Annotated in this window: 16 protein-coding genes and 1 riboswitch; of the genes, 11 read left to right on the top strand and 5 right to left on the bottom strand. The window is 44.8% G+C overall.

Annotated elements, in window-relative coordinates; translation table 11 throughout:
• Positions 1-51 precede the first annotated feature (51 nt).
• The gene (locus L2755_RS05205) at positions 52-1,596 is read left to right on the top strand and encodes a glutamate synthase-related protein (RefSeq protein WP_248979676.1); all 1,545 of its coding nucleotides are present in this window, start codon (positions 52-54) and stop codon (positions 1,594-1,596) included.
• Between the two features lie 110 nt (positions 1,597-1,706).
• A complete protein-coding gene (locus L2755_RS05200; protein ID WP_248979675.1) occupies positions 1,707-1,898 on the top strand; it encodes a hypothetical protein in 192 nt (63 codons plus the stop codon).
• Positions 1,899-1,964: 66 nt separating this feature from the next.
• Here L2755_RS05200 and fadE read toward each other — a convergent pair whose 3' ends face one another.
• Positions 1,965-4,412, bottom strand: coding sequence for an acyl-CoA dehydrogenase FadE (fadE, locus tag L2755_RS05195; protein WP_248979674.1), 2,448 nt, complete (start codon positions 4,410-4,412; stop codon positions 1,965-1,967).
• Between the two features lie 242 nt (positions 4,413-4,654).
• Between fadE and L2755_RS05190 the strand changes: the two genes are divergently transcribed.
• Entirely contained in the window at positions 4,655-5,431 is a 777-nt protein-coding gene (locus L2755_RS05190) for a class II glutamine amidotransferase (protein ID WP_248979673.1), read from the top strand.
• 124 nt (positions 5,432-5,555) lie between these two features.
• On the opposite strand, the gene L2755_RS05185 is transcribed toward L2755_RS05190, so the two are convergent.
• The gene (locus L2755_RS05185; protein ID WP_283102724.1) at positions 5,556-6,359 is read right to left on the bottom strand and encodes a DUF3108 domain-containing protein; all 804 of its coding nucleotides are present in this window, start codon (positions 6,357-6,359) and stop codon (positions 5,556-5,558) included.
• 32 nt (positions 6,360-6,391) lie between these two features.
• Positions 6,392-6,745, bottom strand: a complete 354-nt coding sequence (locus tag L2755_RS05180) for an MGMT family protein (RefSeq protein WP_248979672.1) — start codon at positions 6,743-6,745, stop codon at positions 6,392-6,394.
• Positions 6,746-6,931: 186 nt separating this feature from the next.
• Between L2755_RS05180 and L2755_RS05175 the strand changes: the two genes are divergently transcribed.
• Positions 6,932-7,606 carry a hypothetical protein gene (locus tag L2755_RS05175; RefSeq protein WP_248979671.1) on the top strand — a complete coding sequence of 225 codons (675 nt, stop codon included), beginning with the start codon at positions 6,932-6,934 and terminating at the stop codon, positions 7,604-7,606.
• Positions 7,607-7,676: 70 nt separating this feature from the next.
• Here the strand turns inward: L2755_RS05175 and L2755_RS05170 are convergent, their stop codons facing one another.
• Positions 7,677-9,398 carry an MFS transporter gene (locus L2755_RS05170; RefSeq protein WP_248979670.1) on the bottom strand — a complete coding sequence of 574 codons (1,722 nt, stop codon included), beginning with the start codon at positions 9,396-9,398 and terminating at the stop codon, positions 7,677-7,679.
• A gap of 300 nt (positions 9,399-9,698) precedes the next feature.
• Between L2755_RS05170 and def the strand changes: the two genes are divergently transcribed.
• From def to L2755_RS05145, 5 genes are all read left to right on the top strand, one after another.
• Positions 9,699-10,193, top strand: a complete 495-nt coding sequence (def, locus tag L2755_RS05165) for a peptide deformylase (protein WP_248979669.1) — start codon at positions 9,699-9,701, stop codon at positions 10,191-10,193.
• Between the two features lie 228 nt (positions 10,194-10,421).
• On the top strand, positions 10,422-11,933 hold the full coding sequence (gene imuA / locus L2755_RS05160) for a translesion DNA synthesis-associated protein ImuA (RefSeq protein WP_248979668.1): 1,512 nt from the start codon (positions 10,422-10,424) through the stop codon (positions 11,931-11,933).
• Positions 11,934-11,957: 24 nt separating this feature from the next.
• On the top strand, positions 11,958-13,526 hold the full coding sequence (locus L2755_RS05155; protein WP_248979667.1) for a Y-family DNA polymerase: 1,569 nt from the start codon (positions 11,958-11,960) through the stop codon (positions 13,524-13,526).
• Complete coding sequence (locus tag L2755_RS05150; protein ID WP_248979666.1) at positions 13,526-16,720, top strand: error-prone DNA polymerase; 3,195 nt, start codon at positions 13,526-13,528, stop codon at positions 16,718-16,720. The genes L2755_RS05155 and L2755_RS05150 overlap by 1 nt, the downstream gene beginning before the upstream one ends.
• A 331-nt stretch (positions 16,721-17,051) precedes the next feature.
• Complete coding sequence (locus L2755_RS05145) at positions 17,052-17,591, top strand: tRNA-uridine aminocarboxypropyltransferase (protein WP_248979665.1); 540 nt, start codon at positions 17,052-17,054, stop codon at positions 17,589-17,591.
• 49 nt (positions 17,592-17,640) lie between these two features.
• On the opposite strand, the gene trhA is transcribed toward L2755_RS05145, so the two are convergent.
• Complete coding sequence (gene trhA, locus L2755_RS05140; protein WP_248979664.1) at positions 17,641-18,330, bottom strand: PAQR family membrane homeostasis protein TrhA; 690 nt, start codon at positions 18,328-18,330, stop codon at positions 17,641-17,643.
• Positions 18,331-18,629: 299 nt separating this feature from the next.
• On the opposite strand from trhA, the gene L2755_RS05135 reads away from it, so the two are divergent.
• Positions 18,630-19,559: a hypothetical protein gene (locus L2755_RS05135; RefSeq protein WP_248979663.1), complete on the top strand. Its 930-nt coding sequence runs from the start codon at positions 18,630-18,632 to the stop codon at positions 19,557-19,559.
• A 165-nt stretch (positions 19,560-19,724) separates the two neighbouring features.
• Positions 19,725-19,823, top strand: a riboswitch (TPP riboswitch).
• Positions 19,824-19,979: 156 nt separating this feature from the next.
• Complete coding sequence (gene thiC / locus L2755_RS05130; protein WP_248979662.1) at positions 19,980-22,028, top strand: phosphomethylpyrimidine synthase ThiC; 2,049 nt, start codon at positions 19,980-19,982, stop codon at positions 22,026-22,028.
• Positions 22,029-22,030: the final 2 nt, after the last annotated feature.

Genomic DNA, 22,030 nt, shown 5'->3' with positions numbered 1-22,030 from the left:
TCCTTATAGATAAGCTATGAAAAGTGGATTCTCTAATTATAAGGATGGAACATGAGTAAACCTATTGTTGCCGACAACAAACCAATCAAAGTTGATTTGAGCAAAGATCAGCAATATTATTTTTGTACTTGTGGCCGCTCCAAAAACCAACCTTTTTGCGATGGGTCTCATGCCGGAACGGACTTCAAACCAAAGAATTTTACAGCGCAAGAAGATGGAGATGCTTACCTTTGCCGCTGTAAACATAGCGCAAACTTACCCTTTTGTGATGGTAGTCATAAGCAGTTTTCTAATGAGCAAGTTGGTCATGAAGGTCCTGGGCTTGATGCCCAAGTTACTGGCAGCGCCCCTATTGCCAGCGCAACCAAAGAAGAACCCACGGTTGAGTTTATCCATCAGCTCGCAAGAGAAGGCCTTTCTAAGATGGGACACCACGGTCCAATGACCTCAATGGGAGTACCAAGGTATCAACTTCCTCACTGGGATGACTTGCAAGTCATGGTCGCACAGATGGCACAACAACCGTTACAGGAAGACGTATCGGTAGCCACAGAGTTAGTTATTGGGCCACAAGCTAACAAACCGCTTAAATTGAACATCCCACTGCTTGTATCAGATATGAGTTTTGGTGCTTTATCAGAAGAGGCCAAGATAGCATTGGCCACCGGAGCCGAATTGGCTGGAACGGGGATATGCTCCGGAGAAGGAGGGATGCTACCCGAAGAGAAAGCGGCAAATTCACGTTACTTCTACGAGCTTGCAAGTGCAGGTTTTGGCTATGATGAGTCCAAGTTGAAAACGGTGCAGGCATTCCATTTTAAAGGAGGGCAAGGAGCCAAGACGGGGACTGGCGGGCATCTACCCGCCAGTAAGAATATTGGCAAAATTGCCCAGGTTCGGGGAATTGAAGCGGGAACCGCTGCAGTATCTCCACCCACCTTTAAAAAACTCCATACAGCAGAAGATTTTAAGAAGTTTGCGGATAGGGTACGCGAGGTAACGGGTGGCATTCCCATCGGCTTTAAACTCAGCGCTAACCATATTGAAGATGACATTCAATTTGCGCTAGATGCCAGTGCTGATTATATCATCCTCGATGGCCGTGGAGGAGGTACTGGAGCTGCGCCAGAGATGTTTAGAGACCATATCAGTGTGCCAACGATCCCTGCGTTAGCACGAGCAAGAGCTTACCTTGATAAACAAGGGGTCAGTGGCAAAGTCACCTTAATTGTTACCGGTGGCCTGCGTGTGCCGATGGACTTTGTTAAGGCCATGGCATTGGGTGCTGATGGGGTCGCGATATCAAATAGTGCGATGCAATCAATAGGTTGCGTCGCTGCTAGGATGTGTCACACCAATAACTGTCCAGCAGGCATTGCCACTCAAAAGGCGGATTTAAGACAAAGGCTTAATGTGACTAAAGCCTCAAAGCAGTTGCAGAACTTCTTCGAAGCTTCTGTAGAGTTAATGCAAGTGATGTCGCGAGCGTGCGGCCATGATGAATTGAGCAAATTCAACAAACACGACCTTGCCACTTGGAACAAGGAGATGGCAGAGCTATCGGGTGTTAAATACTCTGGAATGGCTAAATTTTAGCGTAGTCATAACCTCGCTTTTATGCTCTCCTCTGCATGTTACGCGACATCATAATCAACTTAGTTAACTAATGATAAAAGCCGTTTGCTAAATGTTAGCAAAGGGCTTTTATGTATTCATTGGTTTATCTACACAATGGCAAGGTAAAGGTAAAGGTAAAGGTAAAGGTAAAGGTAAAGGTGATAAGTGGTGCTGATACTGCGCCGTTAACCCATGGCGTAGAGTTAATTAGTTTAATCCCTATAGATGCTAAACATGCCGCAGTACCTAGTGTCGTGCCCAATTTGTCTGAAGTTGAGTAATAAAAAAGCCAGTTGCATGTAGCGACTGGCTTTTAAGGTTTTATCTTACGTTATTAGCGTTTTTGATTAGGCAGCTTGTTCCTGTTTGGCGAACTCAAGCACCCGCGCTTTAAGCTCTTCAGGATCAAAATCATCAACATTGATTGACTTCATGCGGCCAATTTCAGCACGCTCTAACAGGGCAATCTCATCTTCGCTAAGTACCCCAAGTGCTTTACCTTCAGCGGCTATTTTATCTAACCACATAAACGGTAGGCGCTTGCCAGCGGCTTTACAGACCTTGTCGTAGATAGGCTCTGAAGCCAAGATATCTTTGAAGGTTTGTTCCTGAATACCTACAGCATTGTGCTCGCTAGGTGTCCAGAATTGGCCTTGACCCAAACGCTCACGGCTAGCACAAGGTGTTTGCATTATCTGAGCAACCTTGTGATCAAGTACGTCAGTAGGACGTTTTAGTGGACGACCAAATGGGAAGATAACAGCACGCAGTGGTAAACCAAGCCCCATGGGGAAGTTATCCAGCAGATCATCAAGTGAAGTTTGTAGCTTATGAAGTGAATCTTCAACTGCCCACTGCACTAATGGTAGATCTTCTGATTGACGACCTTCATCTTCATAACGCTTCAATGTTGCTGACGCAAGGTACAGCTGACTGAGTAGATCACCCAAACGTGCTGATATACGTTCTTTACGTTTAAGGTTGCCACCTAATGTCGCCATGGCTAAGTCAGATAGTAATGCCAGGTTAGCACTGAAGCGGTTCATCTGCTGATAGTAACGCTTAGTTTTATCTGAGTAAGGCGCGTTAGAGAAGCGGCTTGACGTTAAGCCTAACCAGAAGCTACGAACCAAGTTACTGGTGGTAAATCCAATATGACCAAAGATAGCGGCATCAAAATCACGCAGCCCTTTGCTAGCATCTGTATCAAACGCCGATTCCATCTCAGCTAACACATAGGGGTGACAGCGGATTGCGCCTTGGCCATAAATGATCATCGAGCGAGTAAGAATGTTTGCGCCTTCAACGGTAATCGCAATTGGAGCGGCTTGGTAGCCACGGCCTAAATAGTTATTCGGGCCTAAGCAGACACCTTTACCACCGTGAATGTCCATCGCGTCAATCACGCATCTTTGCATTCTGTCGGTGAGGTGAAACTTGACGATGGCAGAGACGACGGAAGGCTTCTCGCCTAAATCGATACCCGTTGTCGTTAACGTTGTTACCGCATCCATTAGGTAAGCATTACCACCGATGCGTGCCATTGGCTCTTCGATGCCTTCGAGCTTTCCGATAGGTAGCTTAAACTGGCGACGAATACGAGCGTAGGCACCCGTTGCTAATGCTGCGGTTTTAATACCACCGGCAGAGTTAGACGGTAGCGTAATACCACGGCCTACAGATAAACACTCAACCAGCATTTTCCAACCTTGGCCAGCCATGTCAGGGCCACCAATGATAAAGCTCAGCGGTACAAACACTTCCTTGCCGCGTGTTGGACCATTTTGGAACATACAGTTAAGTGGGAAATGACGGCGGCCAGTCTCAACGCCTTCGATATCGGTTGGGATGAGTGCACAAGTAATACCAAGCTCTTCTTTTTTACCTATGAGTTGGTCAGGGTCACGCAGTTTAAAGGCTAGACCTAACACCGTCGCGACAGGCGCTAAAGTAATGTAGCGCTTGTTCCATGTGAGTTTCATGCCAAGAATTTCTTCGCCTTCCCATTCGCCTTTACAAACGATGCCGTAGTCAGGAATAGCGCCTGCATCACTACCCGCTTCTGGGCTCGTTAAGGCAAAGCAAGGGACTTCAAGCCCTTGTGCAAGACGTGGCAGATAATGATCTTGTTGCGCGGTAGTGCCGTAATGCTGCAACAATTCACCAGGACCAAGAGAGTTAGGGACGCCAACAGTAGAGGCCAGTTCACTGCTTAAACCCGCAAGTTTTTGCAGTACACGTGACTGTGCGTATGCAGAATACTCTAAGCCACCATATTTTTTCTTAATGATCATGGCGAAGAAGCCATTATCTTTTAAATACTGCCATATATCTTCTGGTAGATCAGCCAGTTCATGGGACACTTGATGTTGGTTGAGCATCTTACACACTTCTTCAACTGGACCGTCTAGGAACGCTTGCTCTTCTGGGCTCAACGTGGCCTTTGGGTAGTTATGTAGTTTGCTCCAATCAGGTTTTCCTGCAAATAAGTCTGCTTCCCACCATGTCGTTCCGGCTTCAATCGCTTCTTTCTCTGTGGTCGACATCTCTGGCATGATCCCGCGATACATTTTAAGTAACGGACGAGAGATGACATTCTGTCTGAAAGAACTAAGATTAAGCGGTAGGGCGATAACAAGAAAAGCAACCCATAATAACGGGCTAATGACTGCTGTACCTGTGCCGATAGCCATCACAATGGCGGCACCTAAGGTCGCAGTGAGTAGGGAGACTCTTAGATAGGCAAAAGCACCTATGGTAAAAATCATCGCCAGGATCCAAAGTAGGGTAGTCACTGTCATTCTCCTTTTAGTTGTGACTTATCACTTTTAGCGAGTCACTTATTTGTGGTTGGTGTCACAATTATAGGTTGTGGTCAGACCTGTGTCTCATAAAATTTAAACGTTAGCCCGATTTAATACAAGTCTTTTTCAAACAATTGTTTAAATTTTTTGTGTTAAAGGAGGATTCCACTATGGCGAGCAACTGGTTAGAATGGACTGATAGAGTTGTAGCTTATTGAACAGGATTAAGATTAATGTGCGAGTTGCTGGCCATGAGTGCCAATGTGCCGACCGATATTGTATTTAGTTTTACTGGCCTCGCAGAAAGAGGCGGTGTGACAGGCCCACATATTGATGGCTGGGGGATCACTTTTTACGAAGGTAAGGGTAATCGAACATTTAAAGATGCGCGCCCTAGTAGTGATTCACATATTGCAAAATTGATAAAATCTTATCCAATTAAGAGTGAAGTGGTTGTGAGCCATATTCGGCAAGCTAACCGTGGTTGTGTGTCTCTAGAGAATACCCATCCTTTTACGCGTGAGCTATGGGGTCAATATTGGACTTATGCTCATAACGGTCAGCTAAGCGATTATGAAGAGAAGTTTGCCTCGACACGGTTTAATGCCGTGGGAGATACCGATAGCGAGATGGCATTTTGTTGGATTATGGATAAAGTGGTAGCGCAGTTTGGCGATAAAGCGCCAGATGACATGCTCGCGGTTTATCGTTTTATTGCGGCCTTGGCGGATGAGATCAGAGCCCTGGGTGTGTTTAATATGATTTTGAGTGACGGTGAGCACTTGATGAGTTATTGCAGTAATAACTTGTGCTACATCACTCGATGCGCGCCATTTGGTAAGGCTAAGTTAATCGACACTGATGTGGTGATTGATTTTGATAAAGAAACCACACCGAATGATGTTGTTACCGTTATTGCTACTCGCCCATTAACCAAAGATGAGCAGTGGAACGTCTTAGGGGCGGGTGAATGGAAGCTGTTTAAGAAAGGCAAGCTACTGATAGGCTAGACTTGTCTTGAACTTATACCCATCGCCTCTGAAACGAGCATCTTCAAGTAGGACGGGTATATAATAACAAGCGCGGTTAGCTAGTGGCTATCTGCGCTTTGTTAATGTTCGGCTTTGATATTGCTTATTGCTCGGTGGTGTTGCTTGATTCTGTGGCCACGGGTTTAACAGCATCAGCTAAGACAGGTTCTAAGACAGGGGTAACAACGCTTGTGTCTTGCTCAAACTTATAATTGAGCAGTTGGATATCGAGTTGTTTACTGCCTTTTTCAAAATGCGTTAAGCGGATGGGGAGATAGCTTAGCTCGGGGGCCATCCAAAAAAATGTTTGCCGTTTAGTACTGTCACGCACCACTTCAAACTTTAGGGTTTGGTAACTGCCACTATCAATATTGACCCGCTCTTTGCCGACAATCTTAAAGCCGTAGTCATCAATCTCTCCCTCTTTGACCATGGTGTAATGCAGCTCTTCTTTATTGGCGGCTATATCGAGCCTAAATTGTAACTGCACCATGAGAGGATCAAACAGTTCAGCGTCGTAAGGGAACTTTGCTCGCTCATCTTTATAGCGGCTATGAACCACGTTTTGCCCCTTGGCAAAAGCGATTTGTTCTCTAAAATCAGGCCCGGTTCCTGTTCTCTCGACAGAGTAGCGCATTGGGATCAATTGCTTGTCTTCAAGGGTAAACTCACTGCGAATATGGCGTTGATCAGACAGTATGAGTAGACTGACATCACTGTCGAAACGATATCTGAATGCGTTGTCACCCGCAGCCGCCAAAATATAACGCGCGCGACCGAGTTCGATACTGCCATAATTGACTTGATATTCAGCAGTATGAGGAGTCAAAGGCGTTGTGTCAGTGAGGGCGACATTACTTGTCAATAGTAAGCTGACAGCAAATAGAATACGTGACTTTATAGGCAAAAACGCCTCCTTAAAACAGTGTTTAATGTGCTCTAAAATGGTATCGAAAGCACTAATGTTGCCATGTCAGGCTGCCATTCGTGATCAGACAACTTAACTCGACCGCGATTGACGATAACCCCTTCGCTGCGTAGCAACTCCATTTGTTCCCTATAAGGCTGAGTATGCTCGGCAAACGAGATCTTTCCTTGGCTGTTAATCACTCGATGCCAAGGTAAAGCTAGCATATCAGGTGCTGATTTGAGCGCCTTCGACACATAACGTGCTCTACCAGGTAGCCCGGCTAAATCAGCAATTTTTCCATAAGAACTGACTCTACCTTCAGGGATCATAGACACAATATGCCATATTTGCGTCATAGGTGAAGCTTTGTTGTCGCTTTCCATTAGTCACTATCCCTTTATTTTCGATTAAATTCTATCGCTTATTTGTATCACGCACTAGATGCTGGTTGCATTTGTTAATGCTTTATTGGCTTATGGTAATTTTATTAATACATTGTAATATAAAGTAAAAGTTCTTGCTGAGACTTGACGCTAAAGTAATAATAGCGCTTTTTCACGGTATATATTATGTCTGTGCAGGTCATCAACCCTCTCTTTAGCTCATTACTGTTGTTATCTACAGTTTCTGCCCCAGCTTTGGCCGAACAGTATCGTCATATTGCCGACCCGCTAAACCTAAGTGATTCGCTTTATGTTGGCTTCGATGGTGACGTACTTAAAGTGGGTGGTAGTTTGGCAACGAGCCAGCAAAAGTTCTCTGTAAACACCAATACTAGCGGTGATAAATGGCATTTTGGTTATCTGTATTCATCTTCTAATCAGTGGCATCTTAGAGCATCGATTGATCATGGTAAGACCGATACACCTCAAGGTAAAGCCAGCCATTATCAGTATCAACTGGGTTTGATGCATGAACATGAAGGCTGGTTAAACACTCAAGTGTTTACTGAGTTTGCCGTTAACCATTTAGCGGTTAAGTCTTATACCGACAGTACCGCAGCTAATGCCAGTATTACAGTGTTAAAACCGATTACCGAACATTGGTACAGTGAGCTGTATGCCCGAGGTAATGCGGGTATTGATGGCGTAGAACGTTTTGATACGCGAGCTTGGTTAGCGATGGGCTATCAAGTGAATCCACAATGGTCATGGGTGGTGCGTTATCAGTATGATTGGGAAAAGCTTGAGGATATAGAAACAGATGATACCCAATGGGTATTTGCGGTTCGCTCTCAGTTTTAATGCTATTTTAGTACTCAATAAAAAGCCCACACTAATGAAATTGGTGTGGGCTTTAACTTATTTATTGAGATTAGCTAACTTCAGTTAGCTCGCTGTCAATTGCGTTTTCAGCTTGAGGGGTGACGCCAAACTTATGGAATAGAACCAATCCTAATGCCGTAAGCAGACCCAATGCACCAATAATAAACCACATCATGTCTGGACGTTCAGCACCTTTGGCAACTTCTGAATATAGGTAGCCTGATAATGGACCGGCCAGTAAAAAGCCAATAGCCGATGATACAAAGTAGTAGCCCATAAACATGGCTTTCTTATCATTAGGCGCAAAACTAGCGACATATTCCTGGCTCTTCGGCGAGGCGACCATTTCACCTATTGAAAAGACTAGGATAGAAGTCAGTACCATTGTTCCGCCCATGATAGCGCCATGGGCTAAACCGCCAATGGCTGTGCCTAGTGCTAGGATAATGGTTCCGCCTACCAGTACTGGCAGCGCTTGGAAGCGCTCAATAGAGCGACTGATAAGCAACTGCATAATCACAATGGATAAGAAGTTGAGCCCGATTAGGTATTCAGGGTTAACTTGGCGGTATTCACTGGCCCAGTTTTGTGCGTATTGGGCTGCTAAAGCTGGAGTTTGTCCAATAGCGGTCAATGCTTGGCTTATTTCTGCCGTTGGCACCATCACCTTGGCATGAACCAATTCAAAATAAGCTTGCTTAGCATTTAGGGTTCCGGCACTCACTTCTTGTGCTAAGCGTGTCATTTCTGATTGTAGTAAGCTGATGTCTACTGGTGCAAAGAACTGCAGCAGGTCAGGATAGTTGGTTAGCATTAAGACTAAGTCTTTAGTGTCGACAAAATCACGTATATAGATAGGTAAGGTAATGAATATCTGTTGATACACCATCCACATACCAGACAGGATAAGCAGGTAGATAACAAATGGCTTGTTGCCTAAGCTAATTTTTTGGCCATACCATGGTGCACCTTTTTGAGATGAGGCAAGTTTGTCCCAAATAAGATGACCTGCGAACCAGCAAGCATAGATGATCAGTGTTGTTTCACCGGTGATCCATTTGGCGCCAAAAGACATTAATATAATCAGCGTGCCGAAAAATAGGATAGCGAAGCGAGCATTACCGAGGACCTCTTGAATATCGCTAAAAACGGCCTTGAGTGGTTTACCTTTTTGGCTGTTTTGATCCGTTGGCTCTTTATAGAACAATAGCGCAGGGATAAAGTTAAGTGCTATCCAGAATGAAGACATAATAAATACCCAGTCCCAGCTAATGGCACGAACATAACCTGCAATGAATGGCCCTAAGAAGCCACCAATGTTCACCATCATGTAGAAAATACCAAAACCTAAGCCACGGTTAGTGTCATCGGTAGTACGGGCAACGGTACCGGTGACGACCGGCTTAAAGCATGCGGCACCCACAGCGACGCCCATAAAGGCGAGAAAGAAGCCACTAAAGCTATCAACCTGACCCAATATATAGTAACTGGGGCACATGATGGCGTAAGAAATTAGAAACATTTTCCGGTAACCATAGCGGTCAGCGAGTGCGCCTGTCAGTACAGGGAAAAGGTATAAAAAGAAGGGGATCATGCCTTGTAGTAGGCCACGTTCTTGATCTGAAAAACCTAAGCCACCTTGAGTTTTTGGTGAGGTCATATAAAGCGATGATAGAGCAAAGAAGCCATACCAGGCGAGTCTTTCAAAGATCTCCATAGTATTAGCGACAAAGAATGTCGGGGGTAAGGGGGAGCGCACAGCTTGTGTCATATTATTATCCGTATATTTTATACATTTTCATGAATGTTAACATAGCTATCATTAGAATGGATCGTATTGTGTGATTTCTGAGTTGTTTTACGCTAAGTAGAAGTCGTTGATTTAAGATAATTGAGAAGACTTACGCTACCGATGCTATTACTTGTCTGGGGATTGTAGCTCTCCGTTTTAGCTGGTTTTCAGGGATAACAGTGAAAAGCATATTAAGTTAAGGCGCGCTAGAGTTGCCTTTGTGGCTGATTCGGTCATAATGGCGCGAATTTTTTGAGTTAATACTAGTGTGATAATGATATGGCAGTGTTAGACATTTTAACGATCCCTGATGAGCGGCTGAAACGAAAAGCCAAACCTGTTAAGGATATTGATGCAGCGCAGGGTTTTATTGATGATTTGATTGAAACCATGTACGACACCGATGATGGTATCGGGCTTGCGGCAACTCAAGTGGGTAGCTTACATGCTATTTTGGTTATCGATTTGTCTGAAGAGCGCGATCAGCCGGTGGTATTGATTAATCCTGAGATAATAGAAGCACGCGGTGCTTTCCAAGGGGAAGAGGGTTGTCTGTCTATTCCTGGTTACCGTGCGAAAGTGAATCGTCATGAAGGCGTGAAAGTCACAGCATTAGATCGCACAGGCCAAGCATTCGAGATAGATACCGATGAGTTTCTTGCCATCGTACTGCAACATGAGATGGATCATCTCAATGGTGTCGTGTTCACTGATCACCTGTCGATGCTAAAGCAACAAATAGCACTGAAAAAGGTAAAAAAGTATAAATATTAAGGCTTTGCCTTAAGTTTAATACCAATAGCAAAGCATTATTTAAAAACGCCCCTCAATTGAGGGGCGTTTTTTTTGGCTTGAAGATCAGCATCGAATACTTGCGATCTCAGTAAAGATAATTATACTGTATGTATATACAGTATTTTAATTTGAGTATCACACAGCCTTTATCAAGGCGTGGAGCTTTAAATGATGAGTACGTTTTTATCATAATAGAAAGGTGGAAACATGGGGCACTCAAGCGCAAAGGCATATTCGGTATTACAAGATAAAGAAGCGTCAGAGCAGATTGATAACGCCTGTTTCCCCAAGCCTGTTACTGTCAATTCAGCGCCAATCGACAACGTGAATGGAGCCGTTACTCACTCATTGACTCAATTGTTAGCGCGGCAAGACATTTGGCGAGGGCAGCAGTGGCAGCAGCAACATGTGGCCTACCCAACTGGTTTTGCGCAGCTAGATGACAATCTTGCTGATAATGGTTGGCCACAAATCGGTGTGTGTGAAATTTTATGTGATGGTGTTGGTCAAGGTGAGCTGAGTATCATGTTGCCTCTATTGAAACAACTGCTAAGCCATGGTGTGTCATCAACACAAACTAATGATGCCATGGTGATGCTGGTGGCGCCGCCTCACATTCCTTCGCCGCAAGCATTATTACAACAAGGGCTAGATGTTGAACGCTTGATCTGGATTGATACACGAGAGCGAAAAGAGCGCTTGTGGGCTATTGAACAAGGGTTAGCGAGTGGCAGCGTACCATTAGTATTAGCTTGGCTAGACAAGTTATCGATTACGGAGGCGAGAAGATTACAACTCGCAGCAGAGAAAGGCAAAGCCTTGTGTATGCTCTATCTACCGACAATCAATGCACAGCAGTCGCACCCTGTTAATTTACGTTTGGTACTGCAAAGACAGTGCTTCTCGGCGTTCAATACTGACGAGAGTCAGAGTAACCACAGTCGAAGCGTAAGCGGCGTTGAAACATCAAGGTTGAAACTCGTGCTTAAGCACGCTGAACCAAAGCAGCACAGTTTAACCCGATTTTCAAATAGTCATTTAGGGATGACTGAAGTCAATATTATTAAACGCCGCGGTGGCTGGCCTAGCCCTATCTTTAGCTTACCGCTGCTGCCTCCCCATTTAAAAGAAAGCTTATTGGGCGTCAGTGCTTGTGTGATTAACCAGACATCGCTGAGTGATGATTTGCTTGATAGCTCTTCACTTGAACGTGATTTATTTGATCAACAACGCTGTCAAGTACAGGTCGCAGCGCCTAAAGGGCTGGCAATTTATAGTGCTGTCATTCATCGTCCATTGCTTCCACAGAAAGCGAGTGATGAAGCCCTTTCTGCTAACAAGATTTTATCTATTCTTAATAATGATGTGATTAAAGTTGCCAGCAGCAGATTAAACATTGCCGATGGCTTAATACTGACTGCAGGCATTGAGGCTGTAGACACTGAGCTTGAGCAAGAAGGCACTTTATCATTACAGTTTGAACCCACACGTAGATTAAGCCTAGAACCGGCCAGTTCTCTGAAAACGCCTTTTAATGAGGCAAGGGTTCATGCCATAAAACAGCTAACTCCAGCAACTGAAATGTTGCCCGCTAAGGTAAAGCGTCGAGCTCAACCATCGTTAATAGCCTCTTATGTCGATGCAGATCAAAAGGCGTGGGCAGAGTCCTATAAAACGCTGGTGCAAGGGGCACCGATCTCACCTAACAAACTTCATTAATCTCATTAATGGTCGTTAATTGATATGTTATGGCTAGCAGTTTATTACCCACAGTGGGCACTGCAATACTTCCGCTATCGTAATGAGCTTAAGCAGAGCGCTGAAGTATTATTGTATGACCCCCATTCTTTACAAGTATTGGCGCTTGACGCCGGGAGTCTTAAAGCCGGAGTGACGGTTGGGATGAGCCTTGCTACCGCGCAAAGTATAGTGCCGTCGGCGATGCTCATTGAGTTTGACGTCTCCTTAAGCCTGCAAGCTTCGGATTGGTTGTGCCAGTGGAGTTATGAGTTTAGTGCGCGGGTTGTGCCTCTGCGCTGCGCATTAGCGCATGATGCCGGTAAAGATGGCAAATCAAGCGCCAAATTACATGTCGATGAGTTTGTTTGTAACACCCTGCTGCTTGAAGTCAGCTCCATGACGCTTATTTTTAATGGCATTGATAAGCTTATTGAGCAATATGCTCAACGAGCCAAAAGTTATGGCTTAGAGGTATCTCTTGCGACGGGTAACACGCCTTTAGCAGCGCAGTTGCTAGCGCAGCAGTCTTGTGCGATGGCAGAAGTGAGCAGGAGTGAATTGCTTGACTCAGATAAGAGTGATGCGTTACTCAAGCAATTATCGATTGCCTCACTACCTATATCAGGCTTTTTAAAGCAAAGCTTTCTCGATATTGGGGTTAGCTCTTTTGCTGCATTATGCAGCCTGCCGGCTAAGGAACTTGGGCGACGCTTTGGTCCTAAATTGCTGCAACTTCTAGCAAAAATCTCGGGCGTGTTGCCACATCCGTTAACTTATTTCGAACCCGAGGAAACCTACCAGCAAAAACTGACCTTATTGTATGAGGTTGAATTGATGCAGGGAATTGTTTTTCCATTAGGCAGAATGTTGAAAGAGATGGCGAGCTACTTAAAGCAACGTCAATTGGCGATTCAACAGCTTAAATTGACCCTTATCTACCGTGACAGTGAGCGCAGTCAGCTTGATATCATTATTCAGTATCCTTTCGCCGAACATCGAAGTGATAGCTTATTAAGTTTATGCCGTATGCAATTAGAACGGATCACCCTATATCAACCTGTGGTTGAAATGGTGATTTCTGTCGATAAATTTGTGCCTATGGCGATTGTTAATGATAACTGGTTTGGACAGCAAGCAGCTCAAGGGCAACGATCAGAAAAAGCATTGCGGCTGATGGCGCTACTGCAAGCAAGGCTAGGGGGCGATAAAGTGAAAGGATTGCAGGCAACTTCGGCGCACTTACCAGAGGAGAGCTGGCAAGCCACAGATCTATCCGTTACTGGCCAACAACATCGACCTGTTATCAATTCATTACAGCCACTCGGTGATATTGGCCATCAGGCAACGGGCCTCAGTGTGGGGGCGTGCCGTCCAAGCTGGCTGCTGGCCACTCCTGAGATGATCTCTATTGAGACTATTGAGCTGCTTAAAGGGCCTGAAAGGTTACAAACGCTCTGGTGGCAAGAGCCTCTAATATGCCGTGATTACTATATTGCGAGTCATCAGCAAGGTGGTCTATGTTGGGTATTTAAAGATGGTCGCGGATTTTTCTTACATGGCTGGTTTGGCTAATGTACGCCGAGCTACATGCCATCTCGAATTACAGCTTTCTTCGAGGGGCTTCTCATCCCCATGAGTTGGTCGAACAAGCGGCGCTATTGGGATATAAAGCGATTGCGATTACCGATGAGTGCTCATTTGCCGGTATCGTCAAGGCATATGAGGCAGCCAAAAAACATCAGCTCAAATTGCTGGTGGGGGCAGAGTTTCAATTAGCTGAGGGTGTGTTTGTGTTACTTGCCATGGACCGTAAAGGCTATGGACAGATCAGCCAATTGATCACAACCAGCCGTCGCCGAGCAGCCAAGGGCGAGTATCAACTGCGCTTTAGTGAGCTAGAGCAGGGCTTAGAGCATTGCATTTTATTATGGCAACCGACCTCTCTTAATCCCATTCGCAGTGTTCTAGGTGACTTATCACCGCAACTAGAGATTTATCAAACTAAGATGCTCGCCATTGGTCAGTCTATTAAGCAGGCTTTTTCTCAGCGCTGTTATCTACTGATGGAGCGTAGTTTAGTGGCTGGTGAAGCATTAAAAATTCAGTTATGGACCCAAATCGCTGAGCAGTTAAACATGGGGTGTGTGGCAGCTGGTAATGTGCGTATGCATTGCGAGCAAAGGCAGAAACTGCAAGATATACTCACCTGCATCCGTTATGGCACTGAACTTTCACAAGCGGGGGATCGCTTGTTAGCCAATGCTGAAACGGCGCTCAAACCCATTAGTGCGATATATAAACGTTACCCCAAGGCGTGGATTGATAACACACTGCTTATCGCTGCGCAGTGTGAGTTTAGCCTCGATGAACTTAAATATGAGTACCCGAGTGAGGTGGTGCCGAGCGGCTTATCTGCGAGCCAATATTTAGCGCAAGAGGTCTATAAAGGCGCAATGCGCCGCTTTAACAATCAAGTACCAACGAGCGTGACATCGCAGTATGAAAAAGAGCTTATATTGATTAAAGCGATGCAGTACGAATACTTCTTTTTGACCATCTTTGATATTGTTCAATACGCCAAGTCACAGCAGATTTTGCATCAAGGGCGTGGCTCTGCTGCCAATTCGGTTGTTTGTTACTGCTTGGGGATCACTGAGGTTGACCCTACAAAAGTGAACATGCTGTTTGAGCGTTTTGTCTCTAAAGAGCGTAATGAGCCTCCTGATATTGACGTTGATTTTGAACATGAGCGCCGTGAGGAGATCATTCAATACATCTATCGTAAATATGGCAGGGAGCGGGCGGCGCTGGCTGCGACAGTGATAAGTTACCGTTTTAAAAGCGCACTGGCGGATGTTGGCAAAGCATTAGGGATGGATAAGCGGCACCTAGATCATATGCAGCACAGCATTGATAGGCGTGACACTGAAACGGATTGGTTAACCCAGCTACAAGATAAATCCTTGGTACCCACCGAGGGTATGGGCAGATATTTATTGCCGTTAGTGCAAAGTATCTTAGGATTTCCACGGCACTTATCGCAGCATGTTGGTGGCTTTATCATCTCCTCTGGCCCATTAAGTGAGTTGGTGCCCGTTGAGAATGCAGCGATGGCCGATAGAACTGTTATTCAGTGGGATAAAGATGATCTAGAAAGCCTTGGGCTGCTAAAAGTGGATGTACTGGCGCTGGGTATGCTGACCGCCATTAGGAAATGTTTTGAGCTGCTGAGTACTGCTCAACATCGCTTTACGATGGATCAAGTGGAGTGGGAGCAAGCGGCTGTTTATAACATGCTGCAGCGCGGCGACTGTATCGGCGTATTTCAAGTCGAATCGAGAGCACAAATGTCAATGTTGCCAAGGCTTAAGCCGCGTTGCTATTACGATTTAGTGGTACAAATTGCCATTGTCCGTCCAGGACCTATTCAAGGGGATATGGTGCATCCTTATTTAAAGCGTCGAGATGGTTTAGAGAAGATCACTTATCCAAGCAAAGAGGTGGAATCTGTACTATCTCGAACCATGGGGGTGCCGATTTTTCAGGAGCAAGTGATTAAGCTGGCGATGGTTGCTGCAGGGTTTTCCGGTGGTGAAGCGGATCAACTGCGGCGAGCAATGGCAAGTTGGAAAAAATCGGGCGAGTTACAGCAGTTTGAAGCTAAGCTGCTTAATGGTATGCAAAGCCGAGGTTATTCAGCTCAGTTTTCACAACAGATCTACAAGCAAATAAAGGGCTTTGGCGAATATGGTTTTCCTGAGTCCCATTCAGCAAGCTTTGCATTACTAGCCTATGTGTCTGCTTATCTTAAGTATCATCATCCAGCGGCATTTTGCTGTTCATTATTAAACAGTCAACCCATGGGATTTTATAGTCCATCACAATTGATCCAAGATGCACAACGTCATGGGGTAACGGTGTTACCCGTGTGCATCAATCAAAGTCAGTGGCAACACACATTAGTGGCAATAGAGCCTGACTCAAAGGCGATCCGTTTAGGTTTTCGATTGGTGAAAGGGCTTAATCGAAACGAGATTGATAAGTTGATGGCGCAGCGACCAGAGCAAGGTTTTTCTCATATCGAGCAGATTTACCAATTAGGCGTCGCTCGCCATGAATTAGAAACACTGGCCAGTGCGGATGCGTTTACTAAAGTTGCAGGCCATCGTCATCAAGTGCGTTGGCAGTTATCAGCATGTCAGCCAAGTTTGCCATTATTTGACTCTTGCTCTGACTCTGTCTCAGAAGATGAGGCTTCGCCTATCGTTGCTGCAGTCGCTGCAAGTAACACGTCGCAAGCGGGCGGCGGATTATCTAAGACGGCTGAAGTTGTGTTACCCAGCCCGAGTATTGCCGAGTCTATGCAAGCTGACTATGCCTATACAGGGGTGACTCTGGGTCAGCATCCGATGAGTTTATTACGCACTAGACCGTGCCTACAGCATTGTTTAACGGCGGAGCAGCTCGACGAGTGTCGTAGCGGCCAAGTGGTTAATGTTGCTGGTCTTGTCGTGGGAAGGCAGCGACCAGGTACTGCCTCTGGCGTTACTTTTATCACGCTTGAAGATGAAACGGGTAATGTGAATTTAATTGTTTGGAGTGCTACTGCAAGATCTCAAAGGCAGGCATATTTAGTCTCAAAAATCATGAAGGTGAGCGGTATTTTGCAGCGAGAATCTGGAGTGACCCATGTTGTTGCTGGCAAGCTAACGGATATTTCTACCGCGCTAAATGAACTCGTAGTACGTTCAAGAGACTTTCATTAACACCTATACCCAAACTACCTCAAGATGCAGGATTCAGCATGTCGAGAAGTGAAAGAGTTCAAGGCATGAAATTGCAGTACTCGTTATTCTAATTCAATATTTTATAACGCAGAAAAATGTTGCTTCTCGTCTTGCCCTTCGGGAGCTCCCGTAGAATACCTGCACTGTGTTAGTGATATTGAAAAGGGAACAACCATTCTCTCAATCACTGTCTTGTTCAGAAATCCTACGGGAGCTCTGAAACGAGCATCTTAAAGTGGCTTGGGTATATAAGGCAACAATCCACTTTAGGCGTTATAATCACGCCGATTATTTTCTGAGGATAAAGCCATTGCAAATTATTTTGTTAACTCATGAGCGAGAGGTCTCACGGCCAACGAATACCGGCCAACTTGCACTGAAGTGTTTTCCTCAATATTGTCAGCGTATTGTCTGGGCGAGAACCACGCCAGATGCATTATTGTTAGAAAAACTACAACAGCCTGATTGTGCTCTGTTATTTCCTAAAAACGTGGTTGCAGAAGATGAAAACTTAGCGGAGTTACACCATACCGATACTGATGAGTCGAAGCTAGATGGGTTAGGTGAACTAGAGACAAATTATGCGGTAAATGTGTTACCGTCAACCTTGGTGATCCTAGACGCAACCTGGCAAGAAGCACGTAAGATGTTGCGTCGTAGTTCTTATCTAAAAGAGGCTAAAAAATACGCCTTAACAACGACGCATGATTCTCAATTCAAATTAAGACGTAATCAAGTTGACGGCGGATTATGCACTGTAGAGTGTATTATTGAGATCTTCAAACAAGCAGAAATGTCATCGCAGGCAGAGGTGTTAGCCGTGGAGTTTGAGAAAATGTTGGCTAAATAAAAAGGCGCATCAGCGCCTTATCACATAGAATGTCTAACAGGGAACCGTGCTATATCACGGTTAAGTAGACGCATAAAAAGTGACTTATGGCTCCACCGAGTACAAACAGGTGCCAGATTGCATGGTTATAGGGAATACGTTTAGCGATGTAAAAAATGACGCCTAAACTGTAAAATAATCCGCCGATAATCAAAAGGTTGAAACCAAGAGGTGACATTCCTGCAATGAGTTCTTTCATCACGGTGACACAGAGCCAACCCATCGCTAAGTACAAGGCTAAACTGAAGACTTTAAAGCGATTGATGAACAGTGTTTTAAAAAGAATGCCTCCGATTGCCAATGACCAAATAGCAATGAGGACTAAGTTGGCATTTCCACTGCCACTTTCACCTTCTAAACTAATGAGCATCAACGGGGTGTAGGTTCCCGCAATTAACAGGTATATTGCGCAATGGTCTGCAACTTTTAATTTATGCTTCAAGGCTTTATCAGTTGCGCTGTGGTATAGGGTAGAACAAAGAAATAGTAAAATTATACTCGTGCAATAAACCACTACACCAGCCATTTGAACAAAGGTTAACTGCTCATAGCCCCTTAAAATACACATAATCAAGCCGATAACACCTGCTACAACACCTAGCCCATGGCTCCAGCTGTTGGCAAGTTCTTCTTTAACGCTATAACCCGCACTTGCAGCTACGGGTGGCTCTGGGGATAAGGCTGATTGTTGAATAGACATAGAGCGTAAACGACTTCTGGTTAGACCACGATTAACCGCAGTGTATCAGCTTTAATGATAAAAGCTATATTTTTAGCGTACACGTGTTAGCTTAAAACAGTTGTAATAATAGCGCTATTTCATCCTGAATTATTAGCGATAAAAAACCGTCACCGACAGCAGATGTTGAACTTTTGTAATAAAGTGCTCTCTAATGGTTTTGGACGTTATTTCCTTAACGTTAACATGGTCTTCTAGTTGCATTAGTTGCATTAGTTGCATTAGTTGGCCCTTTATGGACAAAAGAGTTATTCATTGGAATGAAACAAGAGAGCATCTCTACAGTATCTGTTTTTAGCGCTATTTCAGCTGATGAACAAGGACTCGTTGAGCCTGACTTCTCAACACGTCTTGAGCCTATCAATGAGCCTATCGCAATCATTAAGGCTGATAAAAGCGAACTATTATCTGGCCGTTGGCGGTCTTTATATTTACTAGTCTTGGTTGTTTTACTGCATATTGTGCTTATCGGTATCATTAATCAATTTTGGGTTAGGCAAGCGTTAAAGGTTACAGCTGTTGCCCCAATCAAAATTCAATCATACCTGTATGTTCAACCTATACCGTTAGAAGAAACGGTAATGGAAAGCACTGAAGACTCAAAAAGTAACGATATTGCAGTTTCTCAAGACAAAGCTGTCGAAAGCCTAGCCGTTACAGAGCCAAAGACTGAAGTTGATAAAACACTTGAGTCTGGGTCTGCAAAAAATGATGTATTGGAAACAGCTGATCTTAGAATGGATGACAGCGCGCCTGTTGAGGTGAGCAAGCGTATTGTGAGCAAGCGTAGCGTAGCGGTTAACAATAAAAACCCTAGTGCAATGGCGTTTGCTCAGTCTTATCTACAACGTAAAAATGCTGCTGCACTCGATGCACTTATTGTTGATAAAGCCAACCAATACACAGGATCTCGCTCATTAAGTGAGATGGATGGTGACATGGTTGAGTTGGTATTTCCAGAGGTGGATGAGTACAGCAAAATCCCTACGACTGACCACCGTCTCGACCCCAATCGTATCGTCCGCCAAGGTGATACCTGTTTTCGGATTGTTAAGACACCAACGCAAATTAATCCCTATGGGGAGAATATCGGTTACCCCTTTAACTGTGGTGGCGATAAAATTAAAAAAGCGATTAATGAGGCAATCTCAGCTCGATTGGAAAAAAGAATGATCAGTCGGAAAAAATAATTATTTAAATGATTTATTTTCACTTCAACCTAGTGTTTAACTACCAATTTATAATTATTTTGATTGCTATCAGTTGTTTATGACACTACTCAAACATGAATTCCTTGCTGCGTGAGTTAAAAGTTTATGCTTGTTTCTTAGTGTTAGATAGGCTTATACTGCTCGCTCATCTTGTCGGAGTGCCATATGGCTGAGACCGTTTATTCGGGATCCGTTGAACCTGATCAGGCTAGAACCTGCGAAGGAAACAAGCGAAATAACTGCGTTATATAAGTTGTATTAAAACAGCAAGCAGTCATATTTCGGTGGTTAAGTGCATCTGAAATTTGCGTTATTGCGCGGTTTCATTTTGGGCTTTCAACTTTAAATTTCTCAACTCTCCTGACAAGCAACTTCATTTTCATAATAGTGAGTTTGCTAATGTCTAAACGCCGCGAAACCCGAGCTCAGGCTCAACAGTTCATCGATAATCTAAAACCATTACAACACCCAAATTCCGAGAAGATCTATCTTCAGGGCAGCCGTGCTGATCTTAAAGTGGGTATGCGCCAAATTCACCAAGCAGATACTTTGCTCAGTGGTGATGAGGCAAACCCAGTATTTGAGGCTAACCCACCGCTCAAAGTTTATGACTGTGCTGGAGCGTATTCAGATCCGGATGCCAGTATTGACGTACACAAAGGTTTAGATAAATTTCGTCTTAATTGGATCTCTGAGCGCGATGATACGGAGCAGTTATCTGCCGTTAGCTCTGGTTTTACCCAGCAACGCTTGGCTGATGATGGACTAGATCATTTACGTTTTGAATCTCTATTGCCTCCCCGCCGTGCAAAAGCGGGTCAATGTGTGACTCAATTGCACTATGCCCGTCAAGGCATTATCACCCCTGAAATGGAATATATCGCTATTCGCGAGAATATGGCGATGGCAGATGTCACCGATCCGATCTTAACCCAAAAAGATAAGGGTGAAAGTTTTGGCGCTGTCATATCTGAGCCGATCACCGCTGAATTTGTTCGCAGTGAAATTGCCCGAGGTCGTGCCATTATTCCGCTCAATATCAATCACCCAGAAGCTGAACCGATGATTATCGGCCGTAACTTTCTAGTCAAAGTTAATGCCAATATTGGTAATTCAGCGGTGACATCTTCTATCGAAGAGGAAGTTGAAAAGCTCGTTTGGTCTACGCGTTGGGGAGCCGATACGGTAATGGACCTGTCTACTGGTCGCTATATTCACGAAACCCGTGAGTGGATTATCCGTAACTCTCCAGTGCCTATTGGCACCGTGCCTATCTACCAAGCACTTGAAAAAGTGAACGGTGTTGCTGAAGATCTCAACTGGGAAACATTCCGCGATACTTTGATTGAGCAAGCGGAGCAGGGGGTTGATTACTTTACTATTCACGCTGGCGTACTACTGCGTTACGTGCCAATGACCGCCAAACGCCTAACCGGCATCGTTTCCCGCGGTGGTTCAATTATGGCTAAATGGTGTTTGTCACACCATACCGAAAACTTTCTTTATGAACACTTCAGAGATATCTGCAAGATCTGTGCAGCTTATGACGTATCCTTGTCATTAGGCGATGGTATGCGTCCAGGCTCGATTGCCGATGCTAATGATGAAGCACAATTTGCAGAGCTTGAGACCTTAGGCGAGCTGGTTAAAATTGCTTGGCAATACGATGTGCAAACCATCATTGAAGGCCCAGGCCATATTCCAATGAACCTCATTAAAGAGAACATGGACAAGCAGTTAGATGTTTGTGATGAGGCGCCATTTTATACACTCGGTCCACAAACAACTGACATTGCGCCAGGTTATGATCACTTTACCTCTGGGATCGGTGCGGCAATGATCGCCTGGTATGGCTGCGCAATGTTGTGCTACGTGACACCCAAAGAGCACCTAGGTTTGCCCAATAAAGATGACGTTAAACAAGGGCTAATAGCTTATAAAATCGCGGCCCATGCTGGCGATGTTGCTAAAGGTCACCCAAGTGCACAAATTCGAGATAACGCACTGTCAAAAGCACGTTTTGAATTCCGATGGGAAGATCAATACAACTTAGGCTTGGATCCTGAAACTGCCCGCGCTTATCACGACGAATCACTGCCGCAAGAGTCGGCTAAAGTGGCTCATTTTTGCTCTATGTGCGGTCCAAAGTTCTGCTCTATGAAAATCAGCCAAGAGGTTCGCGACTACGCCGCAGCGCAAGAGAAAGAGGCGTTAAGGGCTGAAGTCGAAGCTAAAGGGATTGAAGTTAAGTCTCCTGCTGAATATCAAGCTTATAACGGTCAAACCGAAAAAACTGGGCTGTCGGACACCGATATCAGCAGTGGTATGGCGCAAATGTCGGCTGAGTTTAAAGCCAAAGGAGCCGAGTTATATCACGAAGCAGGCACTAGCGCAGAAACTCATACCAAAACTAACACCAAAACTAAAGAAGTCGCTTTAGAGGAGTAGTC

The sequence above is a fragment of the Shewanella abyssi genome, assembly GCF_023284025.1.
In the GTDB taxonomy this organism is placed as follows: domain Bacteria; phylum Pseudomonadota; class Gammaproteobacteria; order Enterobacterales; family Shewanellaceae; genus Shewanella; species Shewanella abyssi.
This window is presented reverse-complemented; position numbering and strand designations above follow the sequence as displayed.

Excerpts from the sequence above, each read along its gene's own strand:
- L2755_RS05205 (WP_248979676.1), top strand. The coding sequence starts at position 52 with ATGAGTAAACCTATTGTTGCCGACAACAAACCAATCAAAGTTGATTTG.
- L2755_RS05200 (WP_248979675.1), top strand. The coding sequence starts at position 1,707 with ATGTATTCATTGGTTTATCTACACAATGGCAAGGTAAAGGTAAAGGTA.
- L2755_RS05190 (WP_248979673.1), top strand. The coding sequence starts at position 4,655 with ATGTGCGAGTTGCTGGCCATGAGTGCCAATGTGCCGACCGATATTGTA.
- L2755_RS05180 (WP_248979672.1), bottom strand. The coding sequence starts at position 6,745 with ATGGAAAGCGACAACAAAGCTTCACCTATGACGCAAATATGGCATATT.
- L2755_RS05175 (WP_248979671.1), top strand. The coding sequence starts at position 6,932 with ATGTCTGTGCAGGTCATCAACCCTCTCTTTAGCTCATTACTGTTGTTA.
- L2755_RS05170 (WP_248979670.1), bottom strand. The coding sequence starts at position 9,398 with ATGACACAAGCTGTGCGCTCCCCCTTACCCCCGACATTCTTTGTCGCT.
- def (WP_248979669.1), top strand. The coding sequence starts at position 9,699 with ATGGCAGTGTTAGACATTTTAACGATCCCTGATGAGCGGCTGAAACGA.
- imuA (WP_248979668.1), top strand. The coding sequence starts at position 10,422 with ATGGGGCACTCAAGCGCAAAGGCATATTCGGTATTACAAGATAAAGAA.
- L2755_RS05155 (WP_248979667.1), top strand. The coding sequence starts at position 11,958 with ATGTTATGGCTAGCAGTTTATTACCCACAGTGGGCACTGCAATACTTC.
- L2755_RS05150 (WP_248979666.1), top strand. The coding sequence starts at position 13,526 with ATGTACGCCGAGCTACATGCCATCTCGAATTACAGCTTTCTTCGAGGG.
- trhA (WP_248979664.1), bottom strand. The coding sequence starts at position 18,330 with ATGTCTATTCAACAATCAGCCTTATCCCCAGAGCCACCCGTAGCTGCA.
- L2755_RS05135 (WP_248979663.1), top strand. The coding sequence starts at position 18,630 with ATGAAACAAGAGAGCATCTCTACAGTATCTGTTTTTAGCGCTATTTCA.
- thiC (WP_248979662.1), top strand. The coding sequence starts at position 19,980 with ATGTCTAAACGCCGCGAAACCCGAGCTCAGGCTCAACAGTTCATCGAT.